We start from the raw sequence: 25,690 nt of genomic DNA on the forward strand, positions 1-25,690 counted from the left end.
TAGCGGCGATACTTCGCCGCTATACTAAAACATCGTTTCTGTTCAAAAGACAGTCTATTCCATTGGTTAATGAGGAAATTATGCGCCTACTTCACACCATGCTGCGCGTTGGCGACCTGCAACGTTCCATTGATTTCTACACTAACGTCCTGGGCATGAAGCTGCTGCGCACCAGCGAAAACCCGGAATACAAATACTCGCTGGCGTTCGTGGGTTACGGCCCGGAAACGGATGAAGCGGTGATCGAGCTGACCTACAACTGGGGCGTAGACAGCTATGAGCTGGGTACCGCCTATGGCCACATCGCGCTGGAAGTGGACAACGCGGCCGAAGCGTGTGAACGCATTCGCAGCAACGGCGGTAACGTTACGCGCGAAGCGGGTCCGGTAAAAGGTGGTACCACCGTGATTGCGTTCGTGGAAGATCCCGACGGTTACAAAATCGAACTGATTGAAGCCAAAGACGCGGGTCGCGGTCTGGGCAACTGATCCCTCAGGGCGCAACATGCGCCCGTAGTTTTACTGCATCACCCTGCAAAATTTGCCATAATGCGCTCTGCTTTTTCCCCTTGTAAGAGACCCTGATGTCCGATAACGCTCAATTTAGCGGTCTGTGCGACCGTTTTCGTGGTTTTTATCCCGTTGTCATTGATGTAGAAACAGCCGGATTTAACGCTAAAACCGATGCGCTGCTCGAAATTGCCGCCATCACGCTGAAGATGGATGAACAGGGCTGGCTTACACCGGACACCACGCTGCATTTCCACGTTGAACCTTTCGAAGGGGCAAACTTACAGCCGGAAGCGCTGGCATTTAACGGTATCGATCCGCACAACCCGCTGCGTGGCGCAGTCAGTGAATATGATGCGCTGCACGCCATTTTTAAAATGGTGCGTAAAGGCATGAAAGAGAGTAACTGCAGCCGCGCCATCATGGTGGCCCATAACGCCACCTTCGATCACAGCTTTACCATGGCCGCCGCGGAGCGCGCCGCGCTCAAACGCAACCCCTTCCATCCTTTTGTGACCTTCGACACCGCCGCGCTGAGCGGCCTGGCTCTGGGACAAACGGTGTTATCTAAAGCCTGCATCACGGCGGGTATACCTTTTGACGGTACGCAGGCGCATTCCGCTTTATACGACACGGAGCGCACCGCAGAGCTGTTCTGTGAGATCGTCAACCGCTGGAAGCGTCTTGGCGGCTGGCCGCTGCCGATGGGCGACAGCGAAGAATAAAAAAAAGCGACCTTGTCAGGTCGCTTTTTTATTTGCGCAGAAAATTACTCTGCGTCCGGCTCTTCGGTTTTGTACTTCGCCGCCGTCTCTTTGATCAGCTGCTGCAGTTCGCCGCGCTGATACATTTCAATCAGGATATCGCAGCCGCCAACCAGCTCACCGTCAACCCACAGCTGTGGGAAAGTCGGCCAGTTAGCGTACTTAGGCAGCTCAGCGCGGATGTCCGGGTTCTGCAGGATATCAACGTAAGCAAAACGCTCACCACAGGCTGACAGCGCCTGAACCGCTTGTGCGGAGAAGCCGCAGCTTGGCAGCTTCGGAGAACCTTTCATATATAGCAGAATCGGGTTTTCAGCGATCTGGCGCTGGATTTTTTCAATAGTGGTGCTCATGTCTTGCTTCCTTTAACTTCTGTTACGGCATTCGTCTGACATTGTAGCGGTTCAGACTGGCATCGGAAAATAACATTTTTGTCACGTTTATACATTCTACCCCGAGTCACGAAAAGTTGCATTGCAAATGGTGTTTACCCCTGCGGCGGTCAGGGTTTTGCTTAGGGAGTGGGCAAATGTGCGACAGAACGATGAATTTTTTTGCACTTGCTAACGAAACACGATTGTAGATTGAAAAATGCTATTAACTTTCTGGGTTTTTATAGATTAGAATCGACGGGCTTTGTAAATCACACGCGGGTATTATTGATGACCTGCATTTATCAGGGGACTGCCCAGTGGCGCGGATAAATAAAATCTCGATCACGCTCTGTGCTTTACTGTTTACTTCACTCACTTTCACGCCAGTGGCAAACGCCTCTCAGCAGGCGCGGCATTCTGCTGTACAAAAAAACCATCTGGTGAAAGCCACAGAACGTAAGAAAAAAACCACCGCTAAGAACGACAAGAAAAAAACACCGGCTCAGACGAAACAGACCGCTTCCAGCAAGACGAAAACAAAACCTTCCCGCACTGCCCACTCCGCTAAAAGTAAAGCTTCGCAAACCGCCGCTAACCTCGTTACTGAAAAATGCATCACGCGTAAAGGCCACAAGGCGAAATGCACGAAGGTCACGAAAATAGCGGAAGTGCATAAAGTGCGCGTACAGAAAGCGCAAAAAACCGCGATGAACAAACTGATGGGGCAGATTGGCAAACCTTATCACTGGGGTGGCAGCTCGCCGCGTACCGGGTTTGACTGCAGCGGCCTCGTCTATTACGCCTATAAAGATCTGGTCAAATTCCGCATTCCTCGTACCGCCAATGAGATGTACCACCTGCGCGATGCCTCACCGGTTGACCGCGGTGAGCTGGAAAACGGCGACCTGGTGTTCTTCCGCACCCAGGGTCGCGGCACGGCTGACCACGTCGGCGTGTATGTCGGCAACGGGAAATTCATCCAGTCTCCACGTAGCGGCCAGGATATTCAGATCACTTCTCTCAGTGAAGACTACTGGGTACGCCACTACGTCGGCGCGCGTCGCGTGATGACGCCAAAAACCATTCGCTAATCCCTGCCCTGCCGCATCCGTGGCAGGGTAAGTTCCTCTTTTGCATACCCTTTCAATTTGCTATCCTGTCCATGTTGTCTGTGTGGTTATTGGCAACGCAAAATACAATAAGGAGAGAAGCAATGTCGTTCGAATTACCTGCACTACCGTATGCAAAAGACGCCCTGGCTCCGCACATTTCTGCGGAAACCCTGGAATATCATTACGGCAAGCATCACCAGACGTACGTCACCAACCTGAACAATCTGATCAAGGGCACCGATTTTGAAAGCAAAAAGCTGGAAGAGATCGTCCGCAGCTCAGAGGGTGGCGTCTTTAACAACGCGGCTCAGGTGTGGAACCACACCTTCTACTGGCACTGCCTGGCGCCGAATGCCGGCGGTGAACCTGTCGGTGAACTGGCTACCGCTATCAACGCCGCATTTGGCAGCTTCGCGGATTTCAAAGCGAAATTTACCGATGCAGCCATCAAGAACTTCGGTTCTGGCTGGACGTGGCTGGTTAAAGAGGCGGATGGCAAACTGGCTATCGTGTCCACCTCTAACGCGGGCACCCCGCTGACCACCAGCGCTAAGCCGCTGATGACCGTGGACGTGTGGGAACACGCTTACTACATTGATTACCGCAACGCGCGTCCGAACTACCTGGAGCACTTCTGGGCACTGGTTAACTGGGACTTTGTCGCGAAGAACTTCGCCGCGTAAGAGACACGCAGAAGGGTTCGCCCTTCTGCGTTTTTGGTTTATTCCGCAGCGCAGGCTGCTTCAGGCTGTTTACGACCCGACATCATCACCAGCAGCAGGCCGAGCGCGGCAATAATCGCCCCCATCACCGGCACAAAGCCGTATCCCAGACCACCTGAAATCACGGCCCCACCGGCCGCGGCGCCCAGGGCATTACCCAGGTTAAACGCACCGATATTCACGGAAGATGAAAGTCCCGGCGCCTCGTGCGCGACACGCATTACGCGCATCTGCAGCGGCGGCACCACGGCGAAAGTGGCGGCTCCCCAGACGACCATCGCAATCGCGGCCCCGAACTCATTACGCGCCAGCCACGGAATGGCAACCATGATGACAATCAGCAGGGTTAAGAAGCCCTTCAGCGTCCCGCTCACGGAACGGTCGGCAAATTTCCCGCCGAGATAGTTACCGATCGAGAAGCCCACGCCAATCAGCACCAGCATCGCGGTAACGAAGAGAGGCGTTGCGTGGGTGATATCATGCAGTACCGGTGAAATATAGGTGTAGAGGGTAAACATCGCCCCTGCCCCCAGCACGGTGGTGAGCAGCGCGGAGAGCACCTGCGGACGCATCAGCACCGCCAGCTCTTTACGCACTTCCGGACGTTCTCCGGCGCTTCCTTTCGGCAGGGAGAAGAACAGCGCCACCATCGCAATCACGCCCAGCCCGGCCGTCGCCAGGAAAGACATACGCCAGCCGATCGCTTCTCCCAGCCAGGTTGCCGCAGGCACCCCGCCGATATTGGCAATCGTCAGCCCCATAAACATGGTTGCCACGGCGCTCGCCTGCTTGTGTTTTGGCACCACGCTGGCAGCCACAACCGATCCCAGCCCAAAGAACGCGCCGTGGTTAAGGCTGGTCAGAATGCGCGACAGCATCAATGTGGTGTAGTCCGGCGAAATGGCCGAAAGCACGTTGCCCAGGGTGAAAATCGCCATCAGGAAAATCAGCGCATTGCGGCGCGCGCGGTGCGAAAGAAGAAGGGTCATCAGCGGCGCCCCTACCATCACGCCGATAGCGTAGGCGCTGATTAACATCCCTGCCGCAGGGATAGAGACATCTACGCCCCGGGCAATAACAGGAAGTAACCCCATTGGGGAGAATTCAGTGGTGCCAATCCCAAAAGCGCCAATCGCCAGGGCCAGCAGGGGAAAATTGATTTTCATGCGTCAACTCCGGATGCCGTGTCATGTGGTGACACAGAACAAAGAAGCGGAAAGCATGACATCAATCACAAAAAATGAGAAGTTAACAAAATGGCAAAAGATTTTTGCCAGAGAAGTAACAATCCGGGGAGTCGGGAGGGAGAAGGCTCTCCCTCCGCGTAAAATCAGTGCAGCGCAGCCGTCAGACCGGCCGCAACAATCAGAGCCAGCACAACAATGGTGGTGAACAGCGAAAACTTAAGATCGGAACTCATCAATTTTTCTCCTTTTAATCCCCACACGAAAAGTGAGCTTGCTCATTTTTGCACAGATTACGTCAAAAATCTTCCTGGATTTATACTGATAACCACTTTACCTCTTCCCCTTTTCATCAAGATAGGACAAAATTCCACGCTAAATTTATTAGCGTACCGGCCATTGACCCCCTCCTGACGTCCCGTGTCGTTTTCCCGGCGTGCCGCAATTCAAGATTGCGAGATAAGGGTGAGAGAAGGCAAACGTTTACCTTCAAGTTTTTCAGGAGCTTAGGATATGGTCTGGAGTGACATTTAATGGCAACAATTAAAGACGTAGCAAAACGCGCAAACGTTTCCACTACAACCGTATCACATGTAATTAACAAAACCCGCTTTGTGGCGGAAGAGACGCGCAACGCCGTCTGGGCAGCGATCAAAGAGCTGCACTATTCGCCAAGTGCGGTTGCGCGTAGCCTCAAGGTTAATCACACCAAGTCCATTGGATTGCTGGCGACCAGCAGTGAAGCGGCCTATTTTGCCGAGATCATTGAAGCGGTCGAAAAGAACTGCTTCCAGAAAGGCTATACCCTGATTCTGGGCAACGCGTGGAACAGCATTGAAAAACAGCGTGCCTACCTGTCGATGATGGCGCAAAAGCGCGTTGATGGCCTGCTGGTGATGTGTTCCGAGTACCCGGAATCCGTGCTGTCGATGCTGGAAGAGTATCGCCATATTCCGATGGTGGTGATGGACTGGGGCGAAGCGCGCGCAGACTTTACCGATTCCGTTATCGATAACGCCTTTGAAGGCGGCTATATGGCCGGTCGTTATCTGATCGAACGCGGCCACCGCGAGATTGGCGTGATCCCCGGTCCGCTGGAGCGCAACACCGGCGCGGGCCGTCTGGCCGGTTTTATGAAAGCGATGGAAGAAGCGTTGATCAACGTGCCGGAAAACTGGATTGTGCAGGGCGACTTTGAGCCGGAATCGGGCTACCGCGCGATGCAGCAGATCGTCTCCCAGCCGCACCGTCCGACCGCCGTGTTCTGCGGGGGCGACATCATGGCCATGGGCGCGCTCTGCGCTGCCGACGAGCTGGGCCTGCGCGTACCGCAGGATATATCCGTGATCGGCTATGACAACGTGCGTAACGCGCGTTTCTTCACCCCGGCGCTGACCACCATTCACCAGCCGAAAGATTCGCTGGGCGAAACGGCCTTCAATATGCTGATGGACAGGATCGTCAACAAGCGCGAAGAGTCGCAGTCTATTGAAGTTCACCCGCGTCTTATCGAACGCCGTTCCGTTGCGGACGGTCCGTTCCGCGACTACCGTCGTTAATCGCTTTACGGGGCCAGCTACGCTGGCTCCCGTAACCATTCCCGGTTCAGCGTTTCGCTGTCTCCCAGATAATCCAGCAGCCAGGCCATCGCAGGCGAGACGTCATTTTGCTGCCAGGTGAGGCAGCAGGCCGCATCCGGGAACGGATTCTCCAGCGTCAGCTCAACCCACTCTCCGGTATCGATGCGCGGACGCGCGAAATGAACGGGCACCATCGCGACGCACAGCCCGGCGCTGAGGCACGTCGCCGACGATTCCCAGTCAGGGGCCACCACCCGCCGCTGGTTGTCCAGAAGCCAGGTGATACGCTTGGGCAATGAACGGGACGTATCCTCCAGCACCAGCGACGGCCAGTTGCGCAGCGTGTCATCGCTGAGCGGCCCTTCCATCGACGCCAGCGGATGATCGCTTGCCACCACGCATTTCCAGCTCAGCATCCCCATATCGCGAAAAGCGTAACGTCCCCCGACCGGGATCGCCTGCGTAGCCCCAATCGCCATCTCTGCCCTGCCGTCCGCCAGTGCATCCCAGACGCCGTTAAACACCTCCTGCGAGACCCGCAGCTCGACGTCAGAGAAATGACGGTAGAAATCGACGATCATCTGCCGGGTGCGTTCCGGCTTAACGATGTTATCCACCGCGATGGAAAGATGTCCCCGCCAGCCGTTAGCGATCTGCTGACACTGTTCGCGGGTGATCTGCATTTTTTTGATAACAGAACGCCCTTCCTTCAAAAACCACGCGCCTGCGGGCGTTAATTCCACATCACGATGCCGCCGTTCAAACAGCGGAACCGCCAGCCACTCCTCCAGCTGGCGCACCGTGTAGCTTATTGCCGAAGGGACGCGGTGCAGCTCCTGCGCCGCACCGCTGAAGCTGCCGTTACGCGCAACAGCATCGACCACTTCAAGAGAATAATCTGACCACATTTTCTGCCTGCAAATTTTTTGAATGCACCAGCCAAATATTAGCGTTTCACAAGCAGCTTTGCACTCCCTACACTCAGCGCCAATGTATACCTGCCTCCTCAGGAGAATAAAATAATGCAACCCAGGAACGGTTTTTTAGTCTGGCTCGGCGGCTTAAGCGTGCTGGGCTTTTTGGCCACCGATATGTACCTGCCGGCGTTTGCCGCCATGCAGGAAGATTTACAAACGCCGGCTGCCGCCATCAGCGCCAGCCTGAGCTTATTCCTCGCCGGCTTTGCCTTCGCACAGCTGCTCTGGGGACCGCTCTCGGATCGCTTTGGTCGTAAGCCGGTGCTGTTGCTGGGCCTGGCCATTTTTGCCGTGGGCTGCCTGGGGATGCTATGGGTACGCGATGCCAGCTGGCTGCTGGTGCTGCGTTTTATTCAGGCCGTGGGCGTCTGTGCCGCGGCCGTGACCTGGCAGGCGCTGGTCACCGACTACTATCCGGCTAACCGCACAAACCGTATTTTCGCCACCATTATGCCGCTGGTAGGTCTCTCACCTGCCCTCGCCCCACTGCTGGGCAGCTGGATCCTCGCTCATTTCGACTGGCAGGCCATTTTCGCCACGCTGTTTGCCATTACCCTGGTCCTGATGCTGCCGGCGTTCGCCCTTAAGCCCGCGCATAAAAAAGAAGCGCATGCAGACGCGAAGCCGATTACCTTCACTTCCCTGCTCAGCGCCAAAGCGTATCGCGGGAATGTCCTGATCTATGCCGCCTGCTCGGCAAGCTTCTTCGCGTGGCTCACCGGCTCGCCGTTCATTCTGCACGATATGGGCTACAGCCCGGCAGCCATCGGCCTGAGCTATGTTCCGCAGACCATCGCATTCCTGGTGGGCGGGTACGGCTGTCGCGCGGCGCTGCAAAAGTGGGAAGGTCAGCAGATGCTGCCGTGGCTGCTGGTGCTGTATGCGCTGAGCGTCATCGGGACCTGGGCCGTTGGCTTTATTCCTGGCGCCGGTCTGGCCGAAATTTTGATCCCATTCTGCGTGATGGCCGTTGCGAACGGGGCGATTTACCCTATCGTTGTAGCGCAGGCGCTGCGTCCCTTCCCGCAGGCAACAGGCCGCGCCGCCGCGCTGCAGAACACCCTGCAGCTGGGGCTGTGCTTCCTGGCAAGCCTGGTTGTATCGGCGCTGATTGCCACGCCGCTCCTGACCACCACCAGCGTGATGCTGGTGACCGTTGCGCTGGCGGTGTTGGGCTATCGCATGCAGGCCTCCGCGCAGCGTGAGCATGAAAAGAGTGCTCAGGTTGAAACGTCACATGCCTGATTGCGCCAGAAATCATGTTAATTTTCAGTGATTAGGTTGCTAAGAATTTTCTATTGAATCACCAAATTTTGAGGCCTATACTAAATTTGGTTCGATTAAATACGATAAATATTAAGTGTTAACGGGAGCCGGAGTGCTCCCGTTTTACCATGGAAGGCATTTCGGCAAGGGTTATCTCCCTTCCTCTGTTCTACGTCGGATATTAGCCTCGCGGTATTTACCGTGAGATTTCTCACAAACCAAAAAAAGCGTCTACGCTGTTTTAAGGTTCTGATCACAGTAGGGTGATGGAGAAGCTATGAGTTCATCGTGTATAGAAGAAGTCAGCGTTCCGGACGATAACTGGTCCCGGATCGTCAGTGAACTGTTAGGTCGAGCAGGCATCACTATCAATGGATCATCGCCATCCGATCCTCAGGTTAAACATCCCGACTTTTTTAAACGCGTGCTGCGAGAGGGATCGTTAGGCCTGGGAGAAAGCTACATGGACGGCTGGTGGGAGTGCGAACGTCTGGATACCTTTTTCGCCAGCGTGCTGCGTGCCGGTCTTGAAAATCAACTCCCTCGCAATCTGAAAGACACCCTGCGCGTCGCCTCTGCCCGACTGTTCAATCTGCAAAGTAAAAAACGCGCGTGGATCGTAGGCAAAGAGCACTACGATCTTGGCAACGACCTGTTCAGCCGTATGCTGGACCCTTTCATGCAGTACTCCTGCGCCTACTGGAAAGAGGCGTCGACGCTTGAAGAGGCCCAGCAGGCCAAGCTGCGTCTGATTAGCGAGAAGCTACAGCTCCAACCCGGTATGCGCGTGCTGGATATCGGCTGCGGCTGGGGTGGGCTGGCGTATTTTATGGCGAAGCACTATGGCGTCAGCGTCGTCGGCGTCACGATTTCAGCGGAACAGCAAAAAATGGCGCGGGAACGCTGCCAGGGCCTCGATGTGGATATCCGGCTGCAGGATTACCGTGACCTGAACGAACAGTTTGACCGGATCGTTTCCGTCGGCATGTTCGAGCACGTCGGGCCGAAAAACTACGCTACCTATTTTGAGGTGGTGGATCGGAATCTGAAACCGGACGGCATCTTCCTGCTGCACACCATCGGCTCTAAGCGAACCGACAATAACGTCGACCCGTGGATCAACAAATACATCTTTCCGAATGGCTGTTTACCGTCCGTCCGCCAGATTGCCAACGCCAGTGAACCCCATTTTGTAATGGAAGACTGGCACAACTTTGGCGCGGATTACGACACCACGTTGATGGCCTGGCATGCGCGTTTTCAGGAAACCTGGCCTGAGATTGCGGACAACTATTCTGAACGATTCAGGCGGATGTTTAGCTATTATCTGAATGCCTGCGCGGGGGCGTTTCGCGCACGGGATATTCAGCTCTGGCAGGTGGTATTCAGCCGTGGGATTGAACACGGATTACGTGTCGCACGCTAAAAAATAACCCCGGATAGCCGGGGTTATTTTTTATTCTTCTTCTGCGGCGGTCTTTATTATTGCCGCTTCTTTTGCTGCCAGCACGCGCTCAACCGTATCCACCACCGCCTGGGTTTGCGGATCGATTTCAATATTCACGCGATGCCCCAGTTTTTTGGCGCCCAGCGTGGTGCGCTGCAGCGTTTCAGGAATTAAATGCACGCAAAAACGCGTTGGCGTTACTTCACCCACCGTCAGGCTAATCCCGTCAATGCCAATAAATCCTTTATAGAGAATGTATTTCATTAATGAAGGATCCTGCATTTTAAACCAGATTTGACGGTTATTTTCCGAGGTCACGATTTTTGCCACTTCAGCGGTGGTCATGATGTGACCGGACATCAGGTGGCCGCCAATCTCATCGCTGAACTTCGCCGCCCGCTCAACGTTGACGGTATCTCCCACCGCCAGCTCGCCAAGGTTGGTGATGCGCAGCGTCTCTTTCATTAAATCAAAGCTAATCTGGTTGCCGTTAATTTTGGTAACGGTCAGGCAGCAGCCGTTATGGGCAATCGACGCGCCGGTTTCAATACCCTCAAGCATATATTCCGGCAGCTCAACAACATGAGTACGGAAATTAGGTTTTTCATCAATGGACACCACTTTGGCGGTGCCCTGCACAATACCAGTAAACATGCTTACAACTCCTGTTTTTTCCGGACGGTGGTGACACCGTTTAATCCCACCACAATAACAGTTGGAAAAAGAGGTTGCCAGCGGAGCGCATTTTCTGGCGATTTTTTCACTAGATAAATAGCTAAAGCCCGCTACAATAGCTGGCACCCCCCTGCATTTTCTTCTTGCTGCCCGTTTCGGCGGCTTTTTTAGTCTCTCAAATAACTACAAAATAAAGGTGTTCACGTGCAGAAGTACATGAATGAAGCGCGCCAGCTATTGGCACTGGCTATACCAGTGATCGTCGCGCAAGTGGCCCAGACCGCAATGGGATTTGTGGATACGGTAATGGCAGGTGGCTACAGCGCCACCGATATGGCGGCCGTTGCTATCGGCACGTCAATCTGGCTTCCGGCCATCCTATTCGGCCACGGTCTGCTGCTCGCGCTCACGCCGGTTATCGCTCAGCTCAATGGCTCGGGTCGTCGCGAGCGCATTGCCCATCAGGTTCGTCAGGGTTTCTGGCTGGCAGGGTTTGTTTCTGTGCTGATCATGGTCGTGCTCTGGAACGCGGGCCACATCATTCGCGCTATGCATAACATTGACCCGGCACTGGCTGATAAAGCCGTGGGCTATCTGCGCGCCCTGCTCTGGGGTGCGCCCGGCTACCTCTTTTTCCAGGTGGCGCGTAACCAGTGTGAAGGCCTGGCGAAAACCAAGCCCGGGATGGTGATGGGCTTTATCGGCCTGCTGGTCAACATTCCGGTGAACTACGTGTTTATTTACGGTCATTTCGGGATGCCGGAGCTGGGCGGCGTCGGCTGCGGCGTGGCGACGGCGGCCGTTTACTGGGTGATGTTCTTCTCCATGATCGCCTTTGTAAAACGCGCCCGTTCCATGCGCGATATTCGCAACGAGAAAAGATTTAGCACGCCGGACTGGAACATCATGACGCGTCTGGTGCAGTTAGGGTTGCCGATCGCCCTCGCGCTGTTCTTTGAAGTGACCCTGTTTGCCGTGGTTGCCCTGCTGGTCTCCCCGCTGGGCATTGTGAACGTGGCCGGACACCAGATTGCGCTGAACTTCAGCTCCCTGATGTTCGTCCTGCCGATGTCGCTGGCGGCGGCGGTGACGATCCGCGTCGGCTTCCGCCTGGGCCAGGGCTCAACGCTGGATGCGCAAACGGCCGCCCGGACCGGGCTGGGCGTCGGCGTCTGCATGGCTGTCTGTACGGCGCTCTTTACCGTTGCACTGCGGGAGCAGATCGCCCTGCTCTACAACGACAACCCGGAAGTGGTCACGCTGGCATCGCACCTGATGCTGCTGGCCGCGATTTACCAGATCTCTGACTCCATCCAGGTGATTGGCAGCGGCGTGCTGCGCGGATATAAAGACACGCGCTCCATCTTCTTTATCACCTTCATCGCCTACTGGGTGCTGGGTCTGCCGTGTGGCTATATCCTGGCGCTTACCGATCTTGTGGTGGATCGCATGGGTCCGGCAGGGTTCTGGATGGGCTTTATCATCGGCCTGACGTCGGCGGCGATTATGATGATGATGCGAATGCGCTTCCTGCAGCGCCAGCCATCAACGGTCATTTTGCAACGCGCTGCACGTTAACGACGCGGTAGCCGCCGCCCGGCGGCTACTTTCTCTTCACTTTGCGCGGTAATGAAGCAATCGCGTGAAATCAGAGAGAAAAATGCATTTTCCCTCTTGCCACCTCGATGCTGTGCCGCTAATATTCGTCCCCGTTGTCAGCGACAACACGTTGCGTTCATAGCTCAGTTGGTTAGAGCACCACCTTGACATGGTGGGGGTCGTTGGTTCGAGTCCAATTGAACGCACCATTCTGCGTCCGTAGCTCAGTTGGTTAGAGCACCACCTTGACATGGTGGGGGTCGGTGGTTCGAGTCCACTCGGACGCACCATTTCAGTCCTGAAATGGTGCAAATCCTCTTCTGATATCCTGAATTTTCCTAATCCCTTATTTTCTTCATTGTTCTCCTGCTACGCTTTTCTTATGGAAAAAAAACAGGAAGACCGTCGATGAAGAAAATCGCGATTATCGGCTCCGGCCCCACAGGGATTTACACCTTTTATCACCTGCTTAAGAACAGCACGCCGCTCTCCGTTTCCGTTTTCGAACAGGCCGATGAAGCTGGCGTGGGTATGCCCTATAACGACGACGATAACTCTCGTCTGATGCTGGCGAACATTGCGAGCATTGAAATCCCGCCCATTTTTATGACCTACCTCGACTGGCTGAAGGATCAGAGCGAAGCTCATCTGGCGCGCTTTAAGGTTGATAAAGCCCGCCTGCATGACCGACAGTTCCTGCCCCGGCTTCTGCTGGGCGAGTATTTTCGCGACAGCTTTCGTTCAATCGTGAAAGAGGCCAGAAAGCTGCGGTTTCAGGTTGATGTCCATGAATCCGCCCGGGTCACCGATATCGTGCCCACGAAAGAAGGGGTCACGCTTTCCGTCAACGACAGCGCCTTTCCTGAACGCTTCGACCTTGCGGTTATCGCAACCGGCCACGTCTGGCCAGAAGAGGACGAAGCCACGCGCGCGTTCTTTCCAAGCCCCTGGTCCGGTCTGATGGATGCCAGTATTCCTCCCTGCCGCGTCGGTATCATGGGGACATCGTTAAGCGGTCTCGACGCGGCCATGGCGGTAGTGATGCAGCACGGTGAATTTCGTGATGATAAATTCGTGCTGGATAAAGGCAGCGACGCGTTGAAGATTGTCCTGATGTCCCGAACGGGTATTCTGCCGGAAGCCGATTTTTACTGCCCTATTCCTTATGAACCGCTGTCGGTCTTAACCGAATTCGTGGTTGAAAACGAGATCGCCAAAGGTTCGGATGGCCTGCTCGACCGTATATTTACCCTGATGGTGAAAGAGCTTCAACTCGCTGACCCGACGTGGTGTGAGAAAATATCCCTGCATAAGCAGAATGCGGACAGCATTCGTGAGGCCTGGTTTGAGGATCGTAAACGGCACGGCCCCTTTACCTGGGCGGAAGAAAATCTCAACGAGGTGGAGCGGAACAAACGCGAGCGGCGCACCGTAGCCTGGCGCTATACCGTCCTTCGGCTGCATGAGGTGGTTCAGGAGATTGTTCCCCACCTCAACGAACGGGACAGAGAGCGCTTTAAGCAAGGCCTCGCCCGCGTATTTATCGACAACTATGCGGCCATCCCTCCGCAGTCTATCCGCAGGCTGCTCGCGCTTCGCGAAGCCGGCATCATCAGCGTGGCGACGCTCGGTGACGATTACGCGCTGGACGTTGGCAGCGATCGAACGGTAATCACCACACAAGAGACCGTTTACCGTTTCGACGTGTTTATTGATGCGCGCGGGCAGAAGCCGCTCAAAACGAAAGATCTGCCCTTTCCGACGCTGCGCAAACAGCTGGAAGCCACGGGCGAAGAGATTCCCGACGTCGGTGAGGATTACACCTTAAAAGCGCCTGACGCCGTTCGCGGACGCATTGCCTTCGGCGCGATACCGTGGCTGATGCACGATCGTCCCTTCGTTCAGGGGCTGGCGGAGTGTGCAGAGATTGCGGAAGCAATGGCAAAGGCGGCGGAAAAACCCGCGTCGGTATCGCGGCGCAGATTACCGTATATCGAGAACTGACAGGGCTTCCATGCCCTGCTGTCGCGGATTACTCGAAGAAGACTTCTGGGTTTTCAGACAGCGAAACGAAGGTTTTCGTCGCTTTATCCAGGGCAAGAATTTTGCCGCTTTCAATGTCGTACACCCAGCCGTGCAGTCGGATGGAATTATTACGCAGGCCCACCGCGACGGACGGGTGGGTCTTAATGTTGCTCAGCTGCGCAAACACGTTCTCCTGCACCATCGCATTGACTTTATCGATCGGCTTATCCCAGGTTTTCTTCTCTACCACGGCTTTCGCCGCGTCAGAATAGCGCAGCCAGTGTGACACAGCAGGCATCGGCTCCAGGTTCGCGTTATCGGCAATCGCCTTCATCGCGCCACAGTTGGAGTGACCGCAAATCACGATATCCGTGACGCCCAGCGCCACCACGGCGTATTCGATGGTTGCAGACACGCCGCCAGGCTCCGGCCCGAACGGCGGCACGATGTTGCCAGCATTACGAATGACAAAGAGTTGTCCTGGCTCTTGCTGGGTGACCAGTTCCGGGACCAGACGGCTGTCGGAGCATGAGATGAACAGCGCTTTGGGATTCTGGCTGGACGCTAAACTGCGGAAGAGTTCTTTACGTTGCGGGAAAATCTCTTTTTGAAAGCTGAGAAAACCTTCAATGATATGTTGCATAGCAATGTCTCTTTTATCTGTTTTAGTTTAGGCATGATCGCGATCACACTCGTAAAGTTTACCCATCGCGGTTTACTTCAGACAAGCAATATATTTCTGGCCCGACCGCTGCACAATCTCGTCCGCACTGGCCGGGATGTTCTGCCCTTCAAACGCGCCGTAAAGACGTTCGAAGGTTTTCCTTTCGAGATGACTCACCACCGACGCCACGGTGCGGGCCGGCAGCGGAAGATAATTCGGGTAGCTCCACATAAACGAGACGGCGTCTTTACCCGGCGTGACCTGCAGAATATCGCCCACCAGCAATACCCCATCCCCCTCCTGCCAGTGCAGCACCGTTCCACCGGCAAAATGCCCGCCCAGACGCAGCAAGGTGACCGACGGGAAAATCTCCAGCGCATCCCCCTCCCAGAAATGAATGGCCGGGCTGTCGCGCATGACCCACTCTCTGTCGCTGGCGTGCAGGTAAACCGGCGCATCAAACGCCGCAGCCCACTCCTGCATCGTGGTGTAATAGTGCGGATGTGAAATAGCAATCGCGCTGATGCCGCCGAGGGCGGTAATGAGCGTTTTGGTTGCGGGGTCGAGGTTGGCGATGCAGTCCCAGAGGATATTGCCGTGGGGCGTTTGCAGGAGCAGCGCCCGCTGGTTGATCGCAAACGCGGGGACCGTTTTGATCCCAAACAGCCGCGGCTCCAGCTGCTGCCATTTGTTGGTATGCGTGGTGGTGACGGTGTCGAAATCGGTCCACGCCTGGCCCGTGGCGGGCACGTACTGACGCTCATCCTCGCAAATCGGGCATCTGTCCGGGCGGGCATCGTAGGCGGTTCCGCAGGTTTTACAGAGTGTAATCATGTGCTCTCCTCAGCGATAAAGCACTGAGTATGGCAGGGATTATCCTTATGTGCTGCGAGGTACATTGCTGGCTTTTTTTGCCCTATACTGTGCCAGTATCAAAAACTGAACAGAGCAGGTGCCACATGGAAATTGATCTCGATAACTTAGTCTTTAACGGTCTGGATGAAGCCGAAGAGCGTAATGCCGAACGTCTGGACGATGCAGACAAAAAAGCGCAGGCGATTGTCGCCGACGACGACTGCGGCGACGCCTGCAAAATCTAATAAAAAAGCACCGGGAAACCGGTGCTTTTTTATTTCACTCGTTAAACGTCACGCACACCTCGTTCCAGTACGTTTCGCGCGTGCGGCGCAGTTCAGCGTGACGTTTTATCATGGAACCACTCCGGGTCAATGTTGGCAACGTCCACGCCATACAGGCTGGCGACAGGCAGGATTGACTCAAGAACACGTTGCGCGCTGTTCTCCGCATTCACTGGTCGGGTCGCAAAAAACCGCCGTAACGTGCTGATCCATTTTTTCATCGTCTTACCCTCTCTCGCCGTGTCTGATCTCAGTTAAGCACTCAAATGCCGCGCGGGGGAAATACCAAAATCCACTGTCGATGTGCAGGATCTGCAAATAGCATCCCGCTCTTTTCACTCTTCATTAACACGTTGTTCACTAATGCTTTTTTGCTCATAGCAAAGAACGATTTCTTATTTGGCGATAGCTTTCGCTTATGGGAGCGTAGCGGGGTAAAACAAAAACAACGGGATGGCGAATGACTATGGCAGCAAATATGAAAGGGTTTACCAAACGGACACTGGTTCTGGGATTACTGGCGGCGGGGAGCCTGCTTTCAGCGCAGGCACAGGCCGATCAGCTGGCGGATATTAAGGCCGCAGGGGTGGTGAAAGTGGCCACGTTTGACGCCAACCCGCCGTTTGGCTCTATTGATGCCAAAACGCACGAGATCGTGGGTTATGACGTGGACTTCGCCAAAGCGCTGGCAAAATCGCTCGGCGTGAAGCTTGAACTGGTTGCCACCAATCCGGCTAACCGTATTCCGCTGCTGCAGTCCGGAAAAGCCGATCTGATCGTGGCGGATATTACTATCACTCCGGAACGCGCACAGGTGATTGATTTCTCAACGCCTTACTTTGTCACCGGCCAGCAGTTCCTGGTGCCGGCTAAATCACCGGACAAACTTGATGACTACAGCCGGGCGCGTATTGGCGCGGTCAAAGGAACGACGGGCGAGCAGGCGCTGCACCAGCGTTTCCCGCAGTCACGCGTGCTCTCGTATGACGATATTCCGCTGGCGCTGACGGCGCTGCGCAACGGTAACGTACAGGCCATCACCCAGGACAGCACCATTCTGGCCGGTCTGCTGGCGCAGGCGCCGGATAAAGCGAACTTTAAAATTTTGCCCGACCTGCTCAGCAAAGAAGAGATTGGCGTTGGGGTGAAAAAAGGTGAAACGGCGCTGCTGAAGGCCGTTAACGACGAGCTGATTAATCTCGAGAAGAACGGTCAGGCAGCAAAAATCTACGATGTCTGGTTTGGCCCAAACACGCCTTCCCCACAGCCTCGCGCCTTTAAAATAGAAGCCAGATAATTATGCTCTCAGGTTTATTTTCACACTCCGCGGCCGGTGCCGCGGATTTTTCACATCTGGAACAGGCCAGCGTCGAGTTTCGTCATGTGGACAAACGCTACGGTGACCATCAGGTTTTAAACGACATTAACCTCACCATCACGCCCGGTGAAGTGGTCGCCATCCTCGGCCCTTCGGGTTCCGGTAAATCCACCCTGATTCGTCTTATCAACCAGCTTGAAACCCTGAGCGGCGGGGAGATTCTGGTCGACAACAAGCCTACCGCAAAGCTCTCCGGTAGCGGACTGCGCCAGCTGCGCAGCCGGGTGGGGTTTGTGTTCCAGCAGTTCAATCTTTACGCCCACCTCACCGCCAGCCAGAACATCACCCTGGCGCTGGAGCACGTTCACGGCTGGAAGCCGCAGCCTGCACGGGAGCGCACGCTGGCCCTGCTGGAGAAGGTCGGGATGCTGGAAAAAGCCCACCATTTCCCGGCAGAGCTTTCCGGTGGACAGCAGCAGCGCGTCGCGATTGCCCGCGCCCTGGCCTCATCACCGCAAATCATTCTGTTCGATGAACCCACCTCCGCGCTGGATCCGGAGATGATTGGTGAAGTGCTGTACGTGATGAAAGCCCTCGCCCACAGCGGGATCACGATGATCGTGGTGACACACGAGATGCAGTTTGCCCGGGAAATTGCCGACCGGATTGTCTTTATCGACGGCGGGCAAATTCTGGAAACCGCGCCGCCGGCACAGTTTTTCAGCCAGCCGTCGCATCCGCGCGCGCAGCGGTTCCTGCAAAAGGTGCTCAACCCGCTGCATCAGGAGCATCTGTAATGCCCGCGCTCGACTGGCAAGGGGTACTGACCGGACAGCCTCTGCAGTGGATACTCTCCGGATTCCTCACCACCCTGTGGGTCACGCTTGCCGGGATGCTGCTGGCCAGCCTGCTCGCACTGCTCTTTATGCTCCTGCGCCTTTCCGGCGGACGCCCCGGGAACGCGGTCGTCAGCAGCTGGGTGTCGCTGTTTCGCAATACGCCGCTGCTGGTGCAGCTGCTGTTCTGGTATTTTGCCGCCTGGAACGGGCTACCGCAGGCGTTCCGCGACGCGGTGAACGCGGATCACAGCTGGTCAATTCTGCCCGGCGACGTCTGGTGGTTTACGCCCGAATTTTTATGTTCTGCCTGGGGGTTGGGCGTCTTTACCTCGGCGTTTTTAATCGAAGAGGTGGAGTCGGGGTTACGTTCCGTGCCTGCCGGACAGCGGGAGGCGGCGCTCGCGCAGGGATTCTCCGCGTGGCGTCTGTTTCGTTACATCCTTCTGCCGCAGGGCCTGGCCAACGCCTGGCAGCCGGTCGTGGGCCAGTACCTAAATCTGATGAAGCTCTCCTCGCTCGCGAGCGGGATTGGCTTTGCCGAGCTGACCTATCAGGTCAGGCAGATCGAGAGCTATAACGCGCACGCGCTGGAGGCGTTTACCCTCGGTACCGCGCTCTATCTGCTGACCGGCCTGGTCATGGGGATGGTGCTGGTTCGCATCGGGCCTGACGCGAAACGTAAACGCCCAGGCGTCGCCACCACAGGGAGTGAAAAACATGATTGCCGGACTTAACGTCATCACCGATAACCTCGACTATCTGCTGTGGGGACGCGCGGCGACGGGTGAACCGGGGGGCGTATTGCTGTCGTTGATGATGGCGGCCGGGGCCGCCGTCATCGCCCTGCCCGGTGGGATAGTGCTCGCGTGTCTGGCCTGGCGCTTTACCGGGCTCGTGCGAAAGGCCCTCTTTCTGTGGGCAGAGCTGATTCGCGGCATCCCGCTCATCTTCGTGATTTTCTGGATGTGGTATCTCCTGCCGCTTATGACCGGGGGCGATCTGCCGGGAGCGCTGACCGTCACGCTGGCTCTGGCCTGGTTTACCGCGGCAACAGTGATGCACTCGGTGCTGGCCGGGCTTAACGCGCTACCGTCAGGACAATACGAGGCCGCACTGTCTCAGGGATTCAGCACGCAGCAAACCCTCCTGCGCGTGCTGCTGCCGCAGGCGCTGAGGAATATTCTGCCGTCGCTGGTGGGGATTTTTATCAGCCTGCTGAAGGATACGTCGCTGGCGTTTATCGTGAACGTACCGGAACTGACCACGGTGGCGGGACAGGTCAACAACCGGGTGCAAATCTACCCGGCGGCCATTTTTATCTTTACGGGCGTGGTCTACTACTTGCTCTGCTGCTCGCTCGAACAGCTTGCGAAGCGCTGGCGCATTACCCGGCCAGCGCTTTAACCACCGTTTCCATCGCTTCGGTTGTCAGTTCACTGCGCTTAACGCGCTGGTTCGCCAGCGCGGTACGCAGGACTCCGGCAATGACAATATGCTTTGGCTCCTGCCCTAAATCACGCATCTCAAGCACCACCTTCCCGACCACCCGGCACATTTCCTGGTACAGCGCTTCATCTTTGGTCACGTTACCCATCGTCATCACTCCATTGCCTGTTAAACGTTGAGCTTAAATGATTCTCCTGCCGGATACAAAAAAGAAGCCCGGCGAGTTTCTCGCCGGGCTTCATCTGTAAAATCAGTAAATTAGTTGTTTACTGGGATGACCGCGCCTTTGTACTTGGTGCGGATCCAGTCCTGAATCTCTTTCGAGTGCAGGACGTTCACCAGGGCAACGATATCTTTCTTCTTCTCGTCACCGCGATGCACGGTAATGATGTTGGCGTACGGGTTGTTTTCACCGCTCTCTACCGCAATCGGGTCGTGAACCGGATCCAGACCGGCGTCAATCGCGTAGTTGGCGTTAATCACCACCGCATCGCCTTCGTTGTTGTTGTACATCTGCGGCAGCAGAGAGGCTTCCACGTTCGGGGTGAACTTCAGCTTTTTCGGGTTCTCAACGATGTCGCTGATGCGCGCGGTCACTTTATCGATGCCCGGCTTCAGCTTGATCACGCCCTCTTTCTCGAAGATGGAGAGAATACGCCCCTCTTCAGAAACCGCGTCACGCATGATGATCTTGCCACCTTCCGGCAGGTCTTTCAACGACTTGTATTTTTTGGAGTAGATGCCGATTGGCTCAATGTGGATCGCGCCCGCACTGACGAAATCGTAGTCTTTATCGCCCGCATGATCCTTAAGCACGCTGTTCAGGTAAGGAATGTGCTGGAAATAGTTCGCGTCGATGTCATGACCCGCCAGCGCGGTGTTCGGCAGAATGTAGTCCTGGAACGGTTTAATCTCCAGGTCGATACCCTGCTTCGCCAGAATCGGCTTAGCCTGCTCCAGAATTTCGGCGTGCGGCGTGTTGGATGCGCCCACGGTCAGGGTGTCGGCCCAGGAGGCGAAGCTCAGGGCGCTCAGGGTTGCGGCGGCGATCAGTGTCAGTGTTTTTTTCATGATGTGGTTCCTGTGTGTATTTATTAGCGTTTATCTAACAGTGAAGTAATGACATCGCCGCAGAACTGGATAATGAAAACGATGATCAGAATGGTCACCGTTGCCACCAGCGTGACGTCACCATGGTTGCGCTGGAATCCTTCCAGATAAGCCAGATTTCCCAAACCGCCGGCGCCAATCACCCCCGCCATTGCGCTGTAGCTCACCAGCGCAATGAGCGTCACCGTAATACCCGATACCAGTGCGGGTGATGATTCCGGCAGTAAAACCCGAAACACTAACGTGCTCAGTCGTGCGCCCATCGAGCGCGTTGCTTCGATGACGCCTTTATCCACTTCACGCAGGGCGATCTCCACCAGGCGTGCGTAGAACGGTGCGGCGCCCACAATCAGCGCCGGCAGCGCCGCGTTGGCGCCGAGAATGGTGCCGACGACGGTCTTGGTGAACGGGATCAGCAGGACAATCAAAATGATGAACGGAATAGAGCGGAACACGTTCACCACAATCGAAATCACGCTGTAGACCGTGCGGTTGTGGAACAGCCCGCCGCGCGCGGTTAAAAACAGCGCCAGCCCCAGCACGATGCCCAGCACAAACGTCGCCACGCCGGACAGCGCGGTCATGTACAGCGTCTCCAGCGTCGCCGCCCAGAGCTGATCCCACTTGAGATGCGGAAAGAGATTCTCAGCCATGTTTAATCACCTCGCCTTCAATATCGCTGTGCTGCAGGTCGGCGAGGATATTGTTCAGTTGTTCATCGGATGCCACGACATGCACCCAGAGCTGACCAAACACACCGTGGGCGGTTTGCGTCATTTTCCCGTGCAGGATATTAAACGGCAGGCCGTAGCGCAGGGTCAGTTCACCCACGATCGGCTTATGGGTGCTGTGCCCGGTAAAGGTCAGCCTGATGACCGTGCCTTCCAGATCGTTTGCCAGTTCGGTATTGAAGGTTTCCTCCTCGGCGTACTGGCTCACCTGGCGGACAAACTGCTGCGTAATCGGCTGCTGCGGATGGGTAAAAACGCTCAGTACGTCACCCTCTTCCACCACTTTACCGTTCTCCATCACCGCCACGCGGTCGCAGATTTTGCGCACCACGTGCATCTCGTGGGTGATCAGCACGATGGTCAGCCTGAAGCGGCGGTTAATATCCAGCAGCAGATCGAGGATCTGATCGGTGGTCTGCGGGTCGAGCGCGGAGGTGGCTTCATCGCAGAGCAGCACGTCAGGGCTGTTAGCCAAAGCGCGCGCAATGCCGACGCGCTGCTTTTGTCCGCCGCTCAGCTGGGACGGGTAGGCATTCTCGCGCCCCTTCAGGCCAACCAGATCCACCAGCTCGGCGACGCGCGCCTTGATGTTGGCTTTTGGTACACCGGCGATTTGCATCGAGAAAGCGATATTCTCGCTCACCGTGCGCGACCACAGCAGGTTGAAGTGCTGGAACACCATGCTGATTTTCAGGCGCGCCTGGCGCAGCGCTTCACCCTTTGCCGCAGAGATATCCTGTCCGTTAATGGTGACGCTTCCGGCGCTGGGTTTTTCCAGGCCGTTCAGCAGACGAATCAGCGTGCTTTTCCCGGCTCCGCTGTAGCCGATAATTCCGTAAATCTGTCCCTGTTCTATCGTCAAATTGACGTCATCAACGGCAGTCAGCGCGACCTTTCCGTTGTCAAAAACCTTCGAAATATTCCTGAGTACGATCATTCTTATTCTTTATCCGTTTCGCGCATGGCTGTTTAGCAGTATGGATGTCCAAACGATAGTAAACAGGCGTTATCAGCTTTCAAATGAACAAAAAAGAATTTGTTATAACTTTCGGAAATAAACAGCGGATTTACAGGGTGGGAAGCATTTAGACCAATTTCAGCAATGATTATCTGCCGGATGCATATCTGCTGGCAGATGCCCGCGAAAAACGCTCATTTTTGCAGCATTTCATGCCGGTATAGCCATCCTCACATCCAGACAACTTTACGTCTTGCTGTCCTGACATCCAAAAATGGCATTTATATTCTTTTCTGTTCTAAAGAGCAGTGAATGGTTCTTTATTGCGAAAATTTCGCCGCTCTATCATCCCGTCATGACATCCAGAAAGGAAAACATCATGACGATTTACCACTCCGTCACCGAACTGATTGGCCGTACCCCGCTTATCCAGCTGCACAAGCTTGATACCGGCCCCTGCTCGCTGTTCCTGAAGCTGGAAAACCAGAATCCGGGCGGCTCTATTAAGGATCGCGTTGCGCTGTCGATGATTAACGAAGCGGAGCGTACCGGCCAGCTGCAGCCGGGCGGCACGATTATTGAGGCGACGGCGGGGAATACCGGTCTCGGCCTGGCCCTGATTGCCGCCCAGAAAGGCTACTCGCTGATCCTGGTGGTGCCGGACAAAATGAGCCGCGAGAAGATTTTCCACCTGCGCGCGCTGGGTGCCCAGGTGGTGCTGACCCGCTCCGACGTTAACAAGGGCCACCCCGCCTATTACCAGGATTACGCCCAGCGCCTGGCCAACGAGCTGCCCGGCGCGTTTTACATCGACCAGTTCAATAATGAGGCCAACCCGCTTGCGCACCGCACCACCACGGCACCGGAACTGTACGAGCAGCTTGACGGGCGGATCGACGCCATCGTGGTGGGCGTCGGCTCAGGCGGTACGCTGGGCGGCCTGCAGGCGTGGTTCGCCGAGCACTCTCCGCACACGGAGTTTGTCCTGGCAGACCCGGCAGGATCGGTTCTGGCCGACCAGGTGGAAACCGGACGCTATCACGACGCGGGCTCCTGGCTGGTTGAGGGGATTGGCGAAGACTTTATTCCGCCGCTGGCCCACATTGAAGGGGTGAATCGCGCCTGGCGCATCACCGACCGCGAGGCCTTCACCACCGCGCGCGATCTGCTGAAAACGGAAGGCATTCTGGCGGGCTCCTCCAGCGGCACGCTGCTGGCGGCCGCGCTGAAGTATTGCCAGGCGCAGACCGCGCCGAAGCGCGTGGTGACCTTCGCCTGCGACAGCGGCAATAAGTATCTCTCGAAGATGTTCAACGATGACTGGATGCGTCAGCAAGGGCTCATCACGCGCCCTCAGGCCGGCGATCTCTCCGACTATATCGCCCTGCGCCACGATGAAGGCGCCACCGTTACCGCCGCCCCGGACGACACGCTTTCCACCGTACTGGCACGCATGCGCCTGTATGACATCTCCCAGCTGCCGGTGCTGGAGAACGGCAAGGTGGTGGGCATTATCGACGAGTGGGATCTCCTGCGGCACATCGGCGGCGACGGCGACCGCTTCGCGCTTCCGGTGACGGCAGCCATGACGCGCCAGGTGGAGTTTCTTGATAAACACGCCCCGGAAAGCGCCCTGAACGCCATCTTCGACCGCGGTCTGGTGGCCGTGATTAATGACAACGACCGTTTTCTCGGTCTGATTACGCGCAGCGACGTTCTGACCGCCTGGCGCAACCGTCTTCAGCAATAAAGGAATCGATGATGAAAAACCTGGCTACCCTGAGCGTACACAGCGGCGAGTTCAACGACCAGCACGGCGCCGTCATGCCGCCGATATACGCCACCTCAACGTTTGCGCAACCGTCACCCGGCGAGCATACCGGCTATGAGTATTCCCGCAGCGGCAACCCTACCCGCCATGCGCTGGAAACCGCCATCGCCGAACTGGAAGGCGGCACACGCGGCTACGCCTTCGCCTCCGGTCTGGCGGCCATCTCCACGGTGCTCGAACTGCTGGATAAAGACAGCCATATTGTCGCCATTGATGACGTTTACGGCGGGACGTATCGCCTGATTGAAAACGTGCGCAAGCGCAGCACCGGCCTGCAGGTCAGCTGGGTTAAACCGGACGACTTAGCTGGTCTCGAGGCCGCCATTCGCCCGGATACCCGCATGGTGTGGGTCGAAACGCCAACCAACCCGCTGCTGAAGCTGGCGGATCTGGCGGCCATTGCGGCGATCGCCCGCCGTCATAACGTCATCAGCGTGGCGGATAACACCTTCGCGTCACCGGTGATCCACCGTCCGCTGGAGTCGGGTTTCGATATCGTGGTGCACTCCGCCACCAAATACCTGAACGGCCACTCTGACGTGGTGGCCGGGCTGGCGATTGTCGGGGACAACAGGGAACTGGCGGATAAGCTGGGCTATCTGCAAAACGCGGTAGGCGGCGTACTGGATCCGTTCAGCAGCTTCCTGACGCTGCGCGGTATTCGCACGCTTGCTTTGAGGGTAGAAAAGCACAGCACCAACGCGCTGGCGATTGCGCAATGGCTGGAGCAGCATCCTCTGGTCGAAAAGGTGTTCTATCCCGGCCTGGAATCGCATCCGCAATATCAGCTTGCCCGCACGCAGATGGCCCTGCCCGGCGGGATGATTTCCGTGGTGGTAAAAGGCGATGCGCAACGCGCCACCGAGGTGATTCGCAACCTGAAGCTGTTCACCCTCGCGGAAAGCCTCGGCGGTGTGGAAAGTCTGGTGAGCCAGCCTTACAGCATGACGCACGCCTCGATTCCGCTGGAGCAACGCCTGGCAAACGGCATTGTGCCGCAGCTTATCCGTCTGTCAGTCGGGATTGAAGATCCGAAAGACCTGATTGCCGACCTCAGCCAGGCGCTGCAAAAATAAGCAAAACGCGGCAGGTCAATCACCTGCCGCCATAAGTTGTCATCATGGCTTAACGCCTTGATAACAATATTATGTGAAACTGCACAGATTATTTCTGAAACACCGTTTCCATTTTCCTTTTATCTTAAAATCAGCGTATAATGCGCGCCTAATCCCTGGTGAATGGTTTCAGCGCTTGGAATACAAAAAACAACGTACAACTTCTCCTCTCCTTCGTTGGGCTGTCACTCAGGCACACTTTCTTCTGCACGCTCATTTGATGTCTCCTATCCTTAGTGCGTGTCATATACTCTTTTGCAACACAGGTTTGACTCCGCGGCGGTGCGCCCCCGGAGCGAGATTTC

The 25,690-nt window shown here is 56.0% G+C and carries 28 protein-coding genes and 2 tRNA genes; 18 read left to right on the forward strand and 12 right to left on the reverse strand.

The window, feature by feature from the left end; genetic code table 11:
* Window positions 1-80: 80 nt before the first annotated feature.
* Both gloA and rnt read left to right on the forward strand, forming a co-directional pair.
* A complete protein-coding gene (gene gloA, locus M2422_RS05060) occupies window positions 81-488 on the forward strand; it encodes a lactoylglutathione lyase (protein ID WP_013096923.1) in 408 nt (135 codons plus the stop codon).
* A 95-nt stretch (window positions 489-583) separates the two neighbouring features.
* On the forward strand, window positions 584-1,234 hold the full coding sequence (gene rnt / locus M2422_RS05065) for a ribonuclease T (protein ID WP_023311355.1): 651 nt from the start codon (window positions 584-586) through the stop codon (window positions 1,232-1,234).
* Between the two features lie 44 nt (window positions 1,235-1,278).
* Here the strand turns inward: rnt and grxD are convergent, their stop codons facing one another.
* A complete protein-coding gene (gene grxD / locus M2422_RS05070) occupies window positions 1,279-1,626 on the reverse strand; it encodes a monothiol glutaredoxin 4 (protein WP_003832760.1) in 348 nt (115 codons plus the stop codon).
* Window positions 1,627-1,964: 338 nt separating this feature from the next.
* On the opposite strand from grxD, the gene M2422_RS05075 reads away from it, so the two are divergent.
* On the forward strand, window positions 1,965-2,738 hold the full coding sequence (locus tag M2422_RS05075) for a C40 family peptidase (protein WP_023311354.1): 774 nt from the start codon (window positions 1,965-1,967) through the stop codon (window positions 2,736-2,738).
* A 122-nt stretch (window positions 2,739-2,860) separates the two neighbouring features.
* Entirely contained in the window at window positions 2,861-3,442 is a 582-nt protein-coding gene (gene sodB, locus M2422_RS05080; protein ID WP_064672348.1) for a superoxide dismutase [Fe], read from the forward strand.
* 38 nt (window positions 3,443-3,480) lie between these two features.
* Here the strand turns inward: sodB and M2422_RS05085 are convergent, their stop codons facing one another.
* Both M2422_RS05085 and M2422_RS05090 read right to left on the reverse strand, forming a co-directional pair.
* Window positions 3,481-4,647, reverse strand: coding sequence for an MFS transporter (locus M2422_RS05085; protein ID WP_047061656.1), 1,167 nt, complete (start codon window positions 4,645-4,647; stop codon window positions 3,481-3,483).
* A 164-nt stretch (window positions 4,648-4,811) separates the two neighbouring features.
* On the reverse strand, window positions 4,812-4,901 hold the full coding sequence (locus M2422_RS05090) for a YnhF family membrane protein (protein ID WP_014883553.1): 90 nt from the start codon (window positions 4,899-4,901) through the stop codon (window positions 4,812-4,814).
* Window positions 4,902-5,198: 297 nt separating this feature from the next.
* Between M2422_RS05090 and purR the strand changes: the two genes are divergently transcribed.
* Complete coding sequence (gene purR, locus M2422_RS05095; protein WP_023335431.1) at window positions 5,199-6,224, forward strand: HTH-type transcriptional repressor PurR; 1,026 nt, start codon at window positions 5,199-5,201, stop codon at window positions 6,222-6,224.
* A gap of 17 nt (window positions 6,225-6,241) precedes the next feature.
* Here purR and punR read toward each other — a convergent pair whose 3' ends face one another.
* Window positions 6,242-7,153, reverse strand: coding sequence for a DNA-binding transcriptional activator PunR (gene punR / locus M2422_RS05100; protein ID WP_064672347.1), 912 nt, complete (start codon window positions 7,151-7,153; stop codon window positions 6,242-6,244).
* Window positions 7,154-7,267: 114 nt separating this feature from the next.
* On the opposite strand from punR, the gene punC reads away from it, so the two are divergent.
* Window positions 7,268-8,467 carry a purine nucleoside transporter PunC gene (punC, locus tag M2422_RS05105; RefSeq protein WP_064672346.1) on the forward strand — a complete coding sequence of 400 codons (1,200 nt, stop codon included), beginning with the start codon at window positions 7,268-7,270 and terminating at the stop codon, window positions 8,465-8,467.
* 298 nt (window positions 8,468-8,765) lie between these two features.
* Window positions 8,766-9,914, forward strand: coding sequence for a cyclopropane fatty acyl phospholipid synthase (gene cfa, locus M2422_RS05110; RefSeq protein WP_023335428.1), 1,149 nt, complete (start codon window positions 8,766-8,768; stop codon window positions 9,912-9,914).
* A 30-nt stretch (window positions 9,915-9,944) separates the two neighbouring features.
* Here the strand turns inward: cfa and M2422_RS05115 are convergent, their stop codons facing one another.
* A complete protein-coding gene (locus M2422_RS05115) occupies window positions 9,945-10,589 on the reverse strand; it encodes a riboflavin synthase subunit alpha (RefSeq protein WP_259140159.1) in 645 nt (214 codons plus the stop codon).
* Window positions 10,590-10,814: 225 nt separating this feature from the next.
* Between M2422_RS05115 and mdtK the strand changes: the two genes are divergently transcribed.
* The 4 genes from mdtK to M2422_RS05135 all read left to right on the forward strand — a co-directional run bounded on the left by mdtK (window position 10,815) and on the right by M2422_RS05135 (window position 14,213).
* Window positions 10,815-12,188 carry an MdtK family multidrug efflux MATE transporter gene (gene mdtK, locus M2422_RS05120; protein ID WP_033145315.1) on the forward strand — a complete coding sequence of 458 codons (1,374 nt, stop codon included), beginning with the start codon at window positions 10,815-10,817 and terminating at the stop codon, window positions 12,186-12,188.
* A 153-nt stretch (window positions 12,189-12,341) separates the two neighbouring features.
* Window positions 12,342-12,418, forward strand: a tRNA-Val gene (locus tag M2422_RS05125).
* A 4-nt stretch (window positions 12,419-12,422) separates the two neighbouring features.
* A tRNA-Val gene (locus M2422_RS05130) sits at window positions 12,423-12,499 on the forward strand.
* A 118-nt stretch (window positions 12,500-12,617) separates the two neighbouring features.
* On the forward strand, window positions 12,618-14,213 hold the full coding sequence (locus tag M2422_RS05135; RefSeq protein ID WP_064672345.1) for an FAD-NAD(P)-binding protein: 1,596 nt from the start codon (window positions 12,618-12,620) through the stop codon (window positions 14,211-14,213).
* Window positions 14,214-14,241: 28 nt separating this feature from the next.
* On the opposite strand, the gene M2422_RS05140 is transcribed toward M2422_RS05135, so the two are convergent.
* Both M2422_RS05140 and M2422_RS05145 read right to left on the reverse strand, forming a co-directional pair.
* On the reverse strand, window positions 14,242-14,877 hold the full coding sequence (locus M2422_RS05140) for a carbonic anhydrase (protein WP_023311344.1): 636 nt from the start codon (window positions 14,875-14,877) through the stop codon (window positions 14,242-14,244).
* 72 nt (window positions 14,878-14,949) lie between these two features.
* Window positions 14,950-15,732 carry a hypothetical protein gene (locus M2422_RS05145; RefSeq protein ID WP_064672344.1) on the reverse strand — a complete coding sequence of 261 codons (783 nt, stop codon included), beginning with the start codon at window positions 15,730-15,732 and terminating at the stop codon, window positions 14,950-14,952.
* A 125-nt stretch (window positions 15,733-15,857) separates the two neighbouring features.
* On the opposite strand from M2422_RS05145, the gene M2422_RS05150 reads away from it, so the two are divergent.
* Window positions 15,858-15,998: a hypothetical protein gene (locus M2422_RS05150; RefSeq protein WP_003857665.1), complete on the forward strand. Its 141-nt coding sequence runs from the start codon at window positions 15,858-15,860 to the stop codon at window positions 15,996-15,998.
* A 92-nt stretch (window positions 15,999-16,090) separates the two neighbouring features.
* Here the strand turns inward: M2422_RS05150 and M2422_RS05155 are convergent, their stop codons facing one another.
* Window positions 16,091-16,258 (reverse strand): hypothetical protein, encoded by a 168-nt coding sequence (locus M2422_RS05155; RefSeq protein ID WP_014831607.1) that lies wholly within the window; start codon window positions 16,256-16,258, stop codon window positions 16,091-16,093.
* A gap of 245 nt (window positions 16,259-16,503) precedes the next feature.
* Here M2422_RS05155 and M2422_RS05160 point away from each other — a divergent pair, with 245 nt between their 5' ends.
* From M2422_RS05160 to M2422_RS05175, 4 genes are read left to right on the forward strand one after another with little or no spacing between them, the layout of a single operon-like run.
* Window positions 16,504-17,334 carry an ABC transporter substrate-binding protein gene (locus M2422_RS05160; protein WP_120785284.1) on the forward strand — a complete coding sequence of 277 codons (831 nt, stop codon included), beginning with the start codon at window positions 16,504-16,506 and terminating at the stop codon, window positions 17,332-17,334.
* A 2-nt stretch (window positions 17,335-17,336) separates the two neighbouring features.
* Complete coding sequence (locus tag M2422_RS05165) at window positions 17,337-18,152, forward strand: amino acid ABC transporter ATP-binding protein (protein WP_064672343.1); 816 nt, start codon at window positions 17,337-17,339, stop codon at window positions 18,150-18,152.
* A complete protein-coding gene (locus tag M2422_RS05170; RefSeq protein WP_033145311.1) occupies window positions 18,152-18,928 on the forward strand; it encodes an amino acid ABC transporter permease in 777 nt (258 codons plus the stop codon). Before M2422_RS05165 ends, M2422_RS05170 begins: the two co-directional genes overlap by 1 nt.
* Window positions 18,912-19,598, forward strand: a complete 687-nt coding sequence (locus M2422_RS05175) for an amino acid ABC transporter permease (protein ID WP_032657777.1) — start codon at window positions 18,912-18,914, stop codon at window positions 19,596-19,598. The genes M2422_RS05170 and M2422_RS05175 overlap by 17 nt, the downstream gene beginning before the upstream one ends.
* Here M2422_RS05175 and fumD read toward each other — a convergent pair.
* From fumD to M2422_RS05195, 4 genes are all read right to left on the reverse strand, one after another.
* The gene (gene fumD, locus M2422_RS05180; protein WP_008500615.1) at window positions 19,579-19,788 is read right to left on the reverse strand and encodes a fumarate hydratase FumD; all 210 of its coding nucleotides are present in this window, start codon (window positions 19,786-19,788) and stop codon (window positions 19,579-19,581) included. The genes M2422_RS05175 and fumD overlap by 20 nt on opposite strands.
* 110 nt (window positions 19,789-19,898) lie before the next feature.
* A complete protein-coding gene (locus M2422_RS05185; RefSeq protein ID WP_008500616.1) occupies window positions 19,899-20,711 on the reverse strand; it encodes a MetQ/NlpA family ABC transporter substrate-binding protein in 813 nt (270 codons plus the stop codon).
* A gap of 23 nt (window positions 20,712-20,734) precedes the next feature.
* The gene (locus M2422_RS05190) at window positions 20,735-21,403 is read right to left on the reverse strand and encodes a methionine ABC transporter permease (RefSeq protein WP_008500617.1); all 669 of its coding nucleotides are present in this window, start codon (window positions 21,401-21,403) and stop codon (window positions 20,735-20,737) included.
* On the reverse strand, window positions 21,396-22,418 hold the full coding sequence (locus M2422_RS05195) for a methionine ABC transporter ATP-binding protein (protein WP_064672342.1): 1,023 nt from the start codon (window positions 22,416-22,418) through the stop codon (window positions 21,396-21,398). The genes M2422_RS05190 and M2422_RS05195 overlap by 8 nt, the downstream gene beginning before the upstream one ends.
* 400 nt (window positions 22,419-22,818) lie before the next feature.
* Here M2422_RS05195 and M2422_RS05200 point away from each other — a divergent pair, with 400 nt between their 5' ends.
* The gene (locus M2422_RS05200; protein WP_032657782.1) at window positions 22,819-24,189 is read left to right on the forward strand and encodes a cystathionine beta-synthase; all 1,371 of its coding nucleotides are present in this window, start codon (window positions 22,819-22,821) and stop codon (window positions 24,187-24,189) included.
* Between the two features lie 11 nt (window positions 24,190-24,200).
* A complete protein-coding gene (locus M2422_RS05205) occupies window positions 24,201-25,346 on the forward strand; it encodes a PLP-dependent aspartate aminotransferase family protein (protein ID WP_045887795.1) in 1,146 nt (381 codons plus the stop codon).
* Window positions 25,347-25,690: the final 344 nt, after the last annotated feature.

Origin of the sequence: Enterobacter sp. SLBN-59 (assembly GCF_024807915.1) — a bacterium.
GTDB classification, from domain to species: Bacteria; Pseudomonadota; Gammaproteobacteria; order Enterobacterales; family Enterobacteriaceae; genus Enterobacter; species Enterobacter asburiae_B.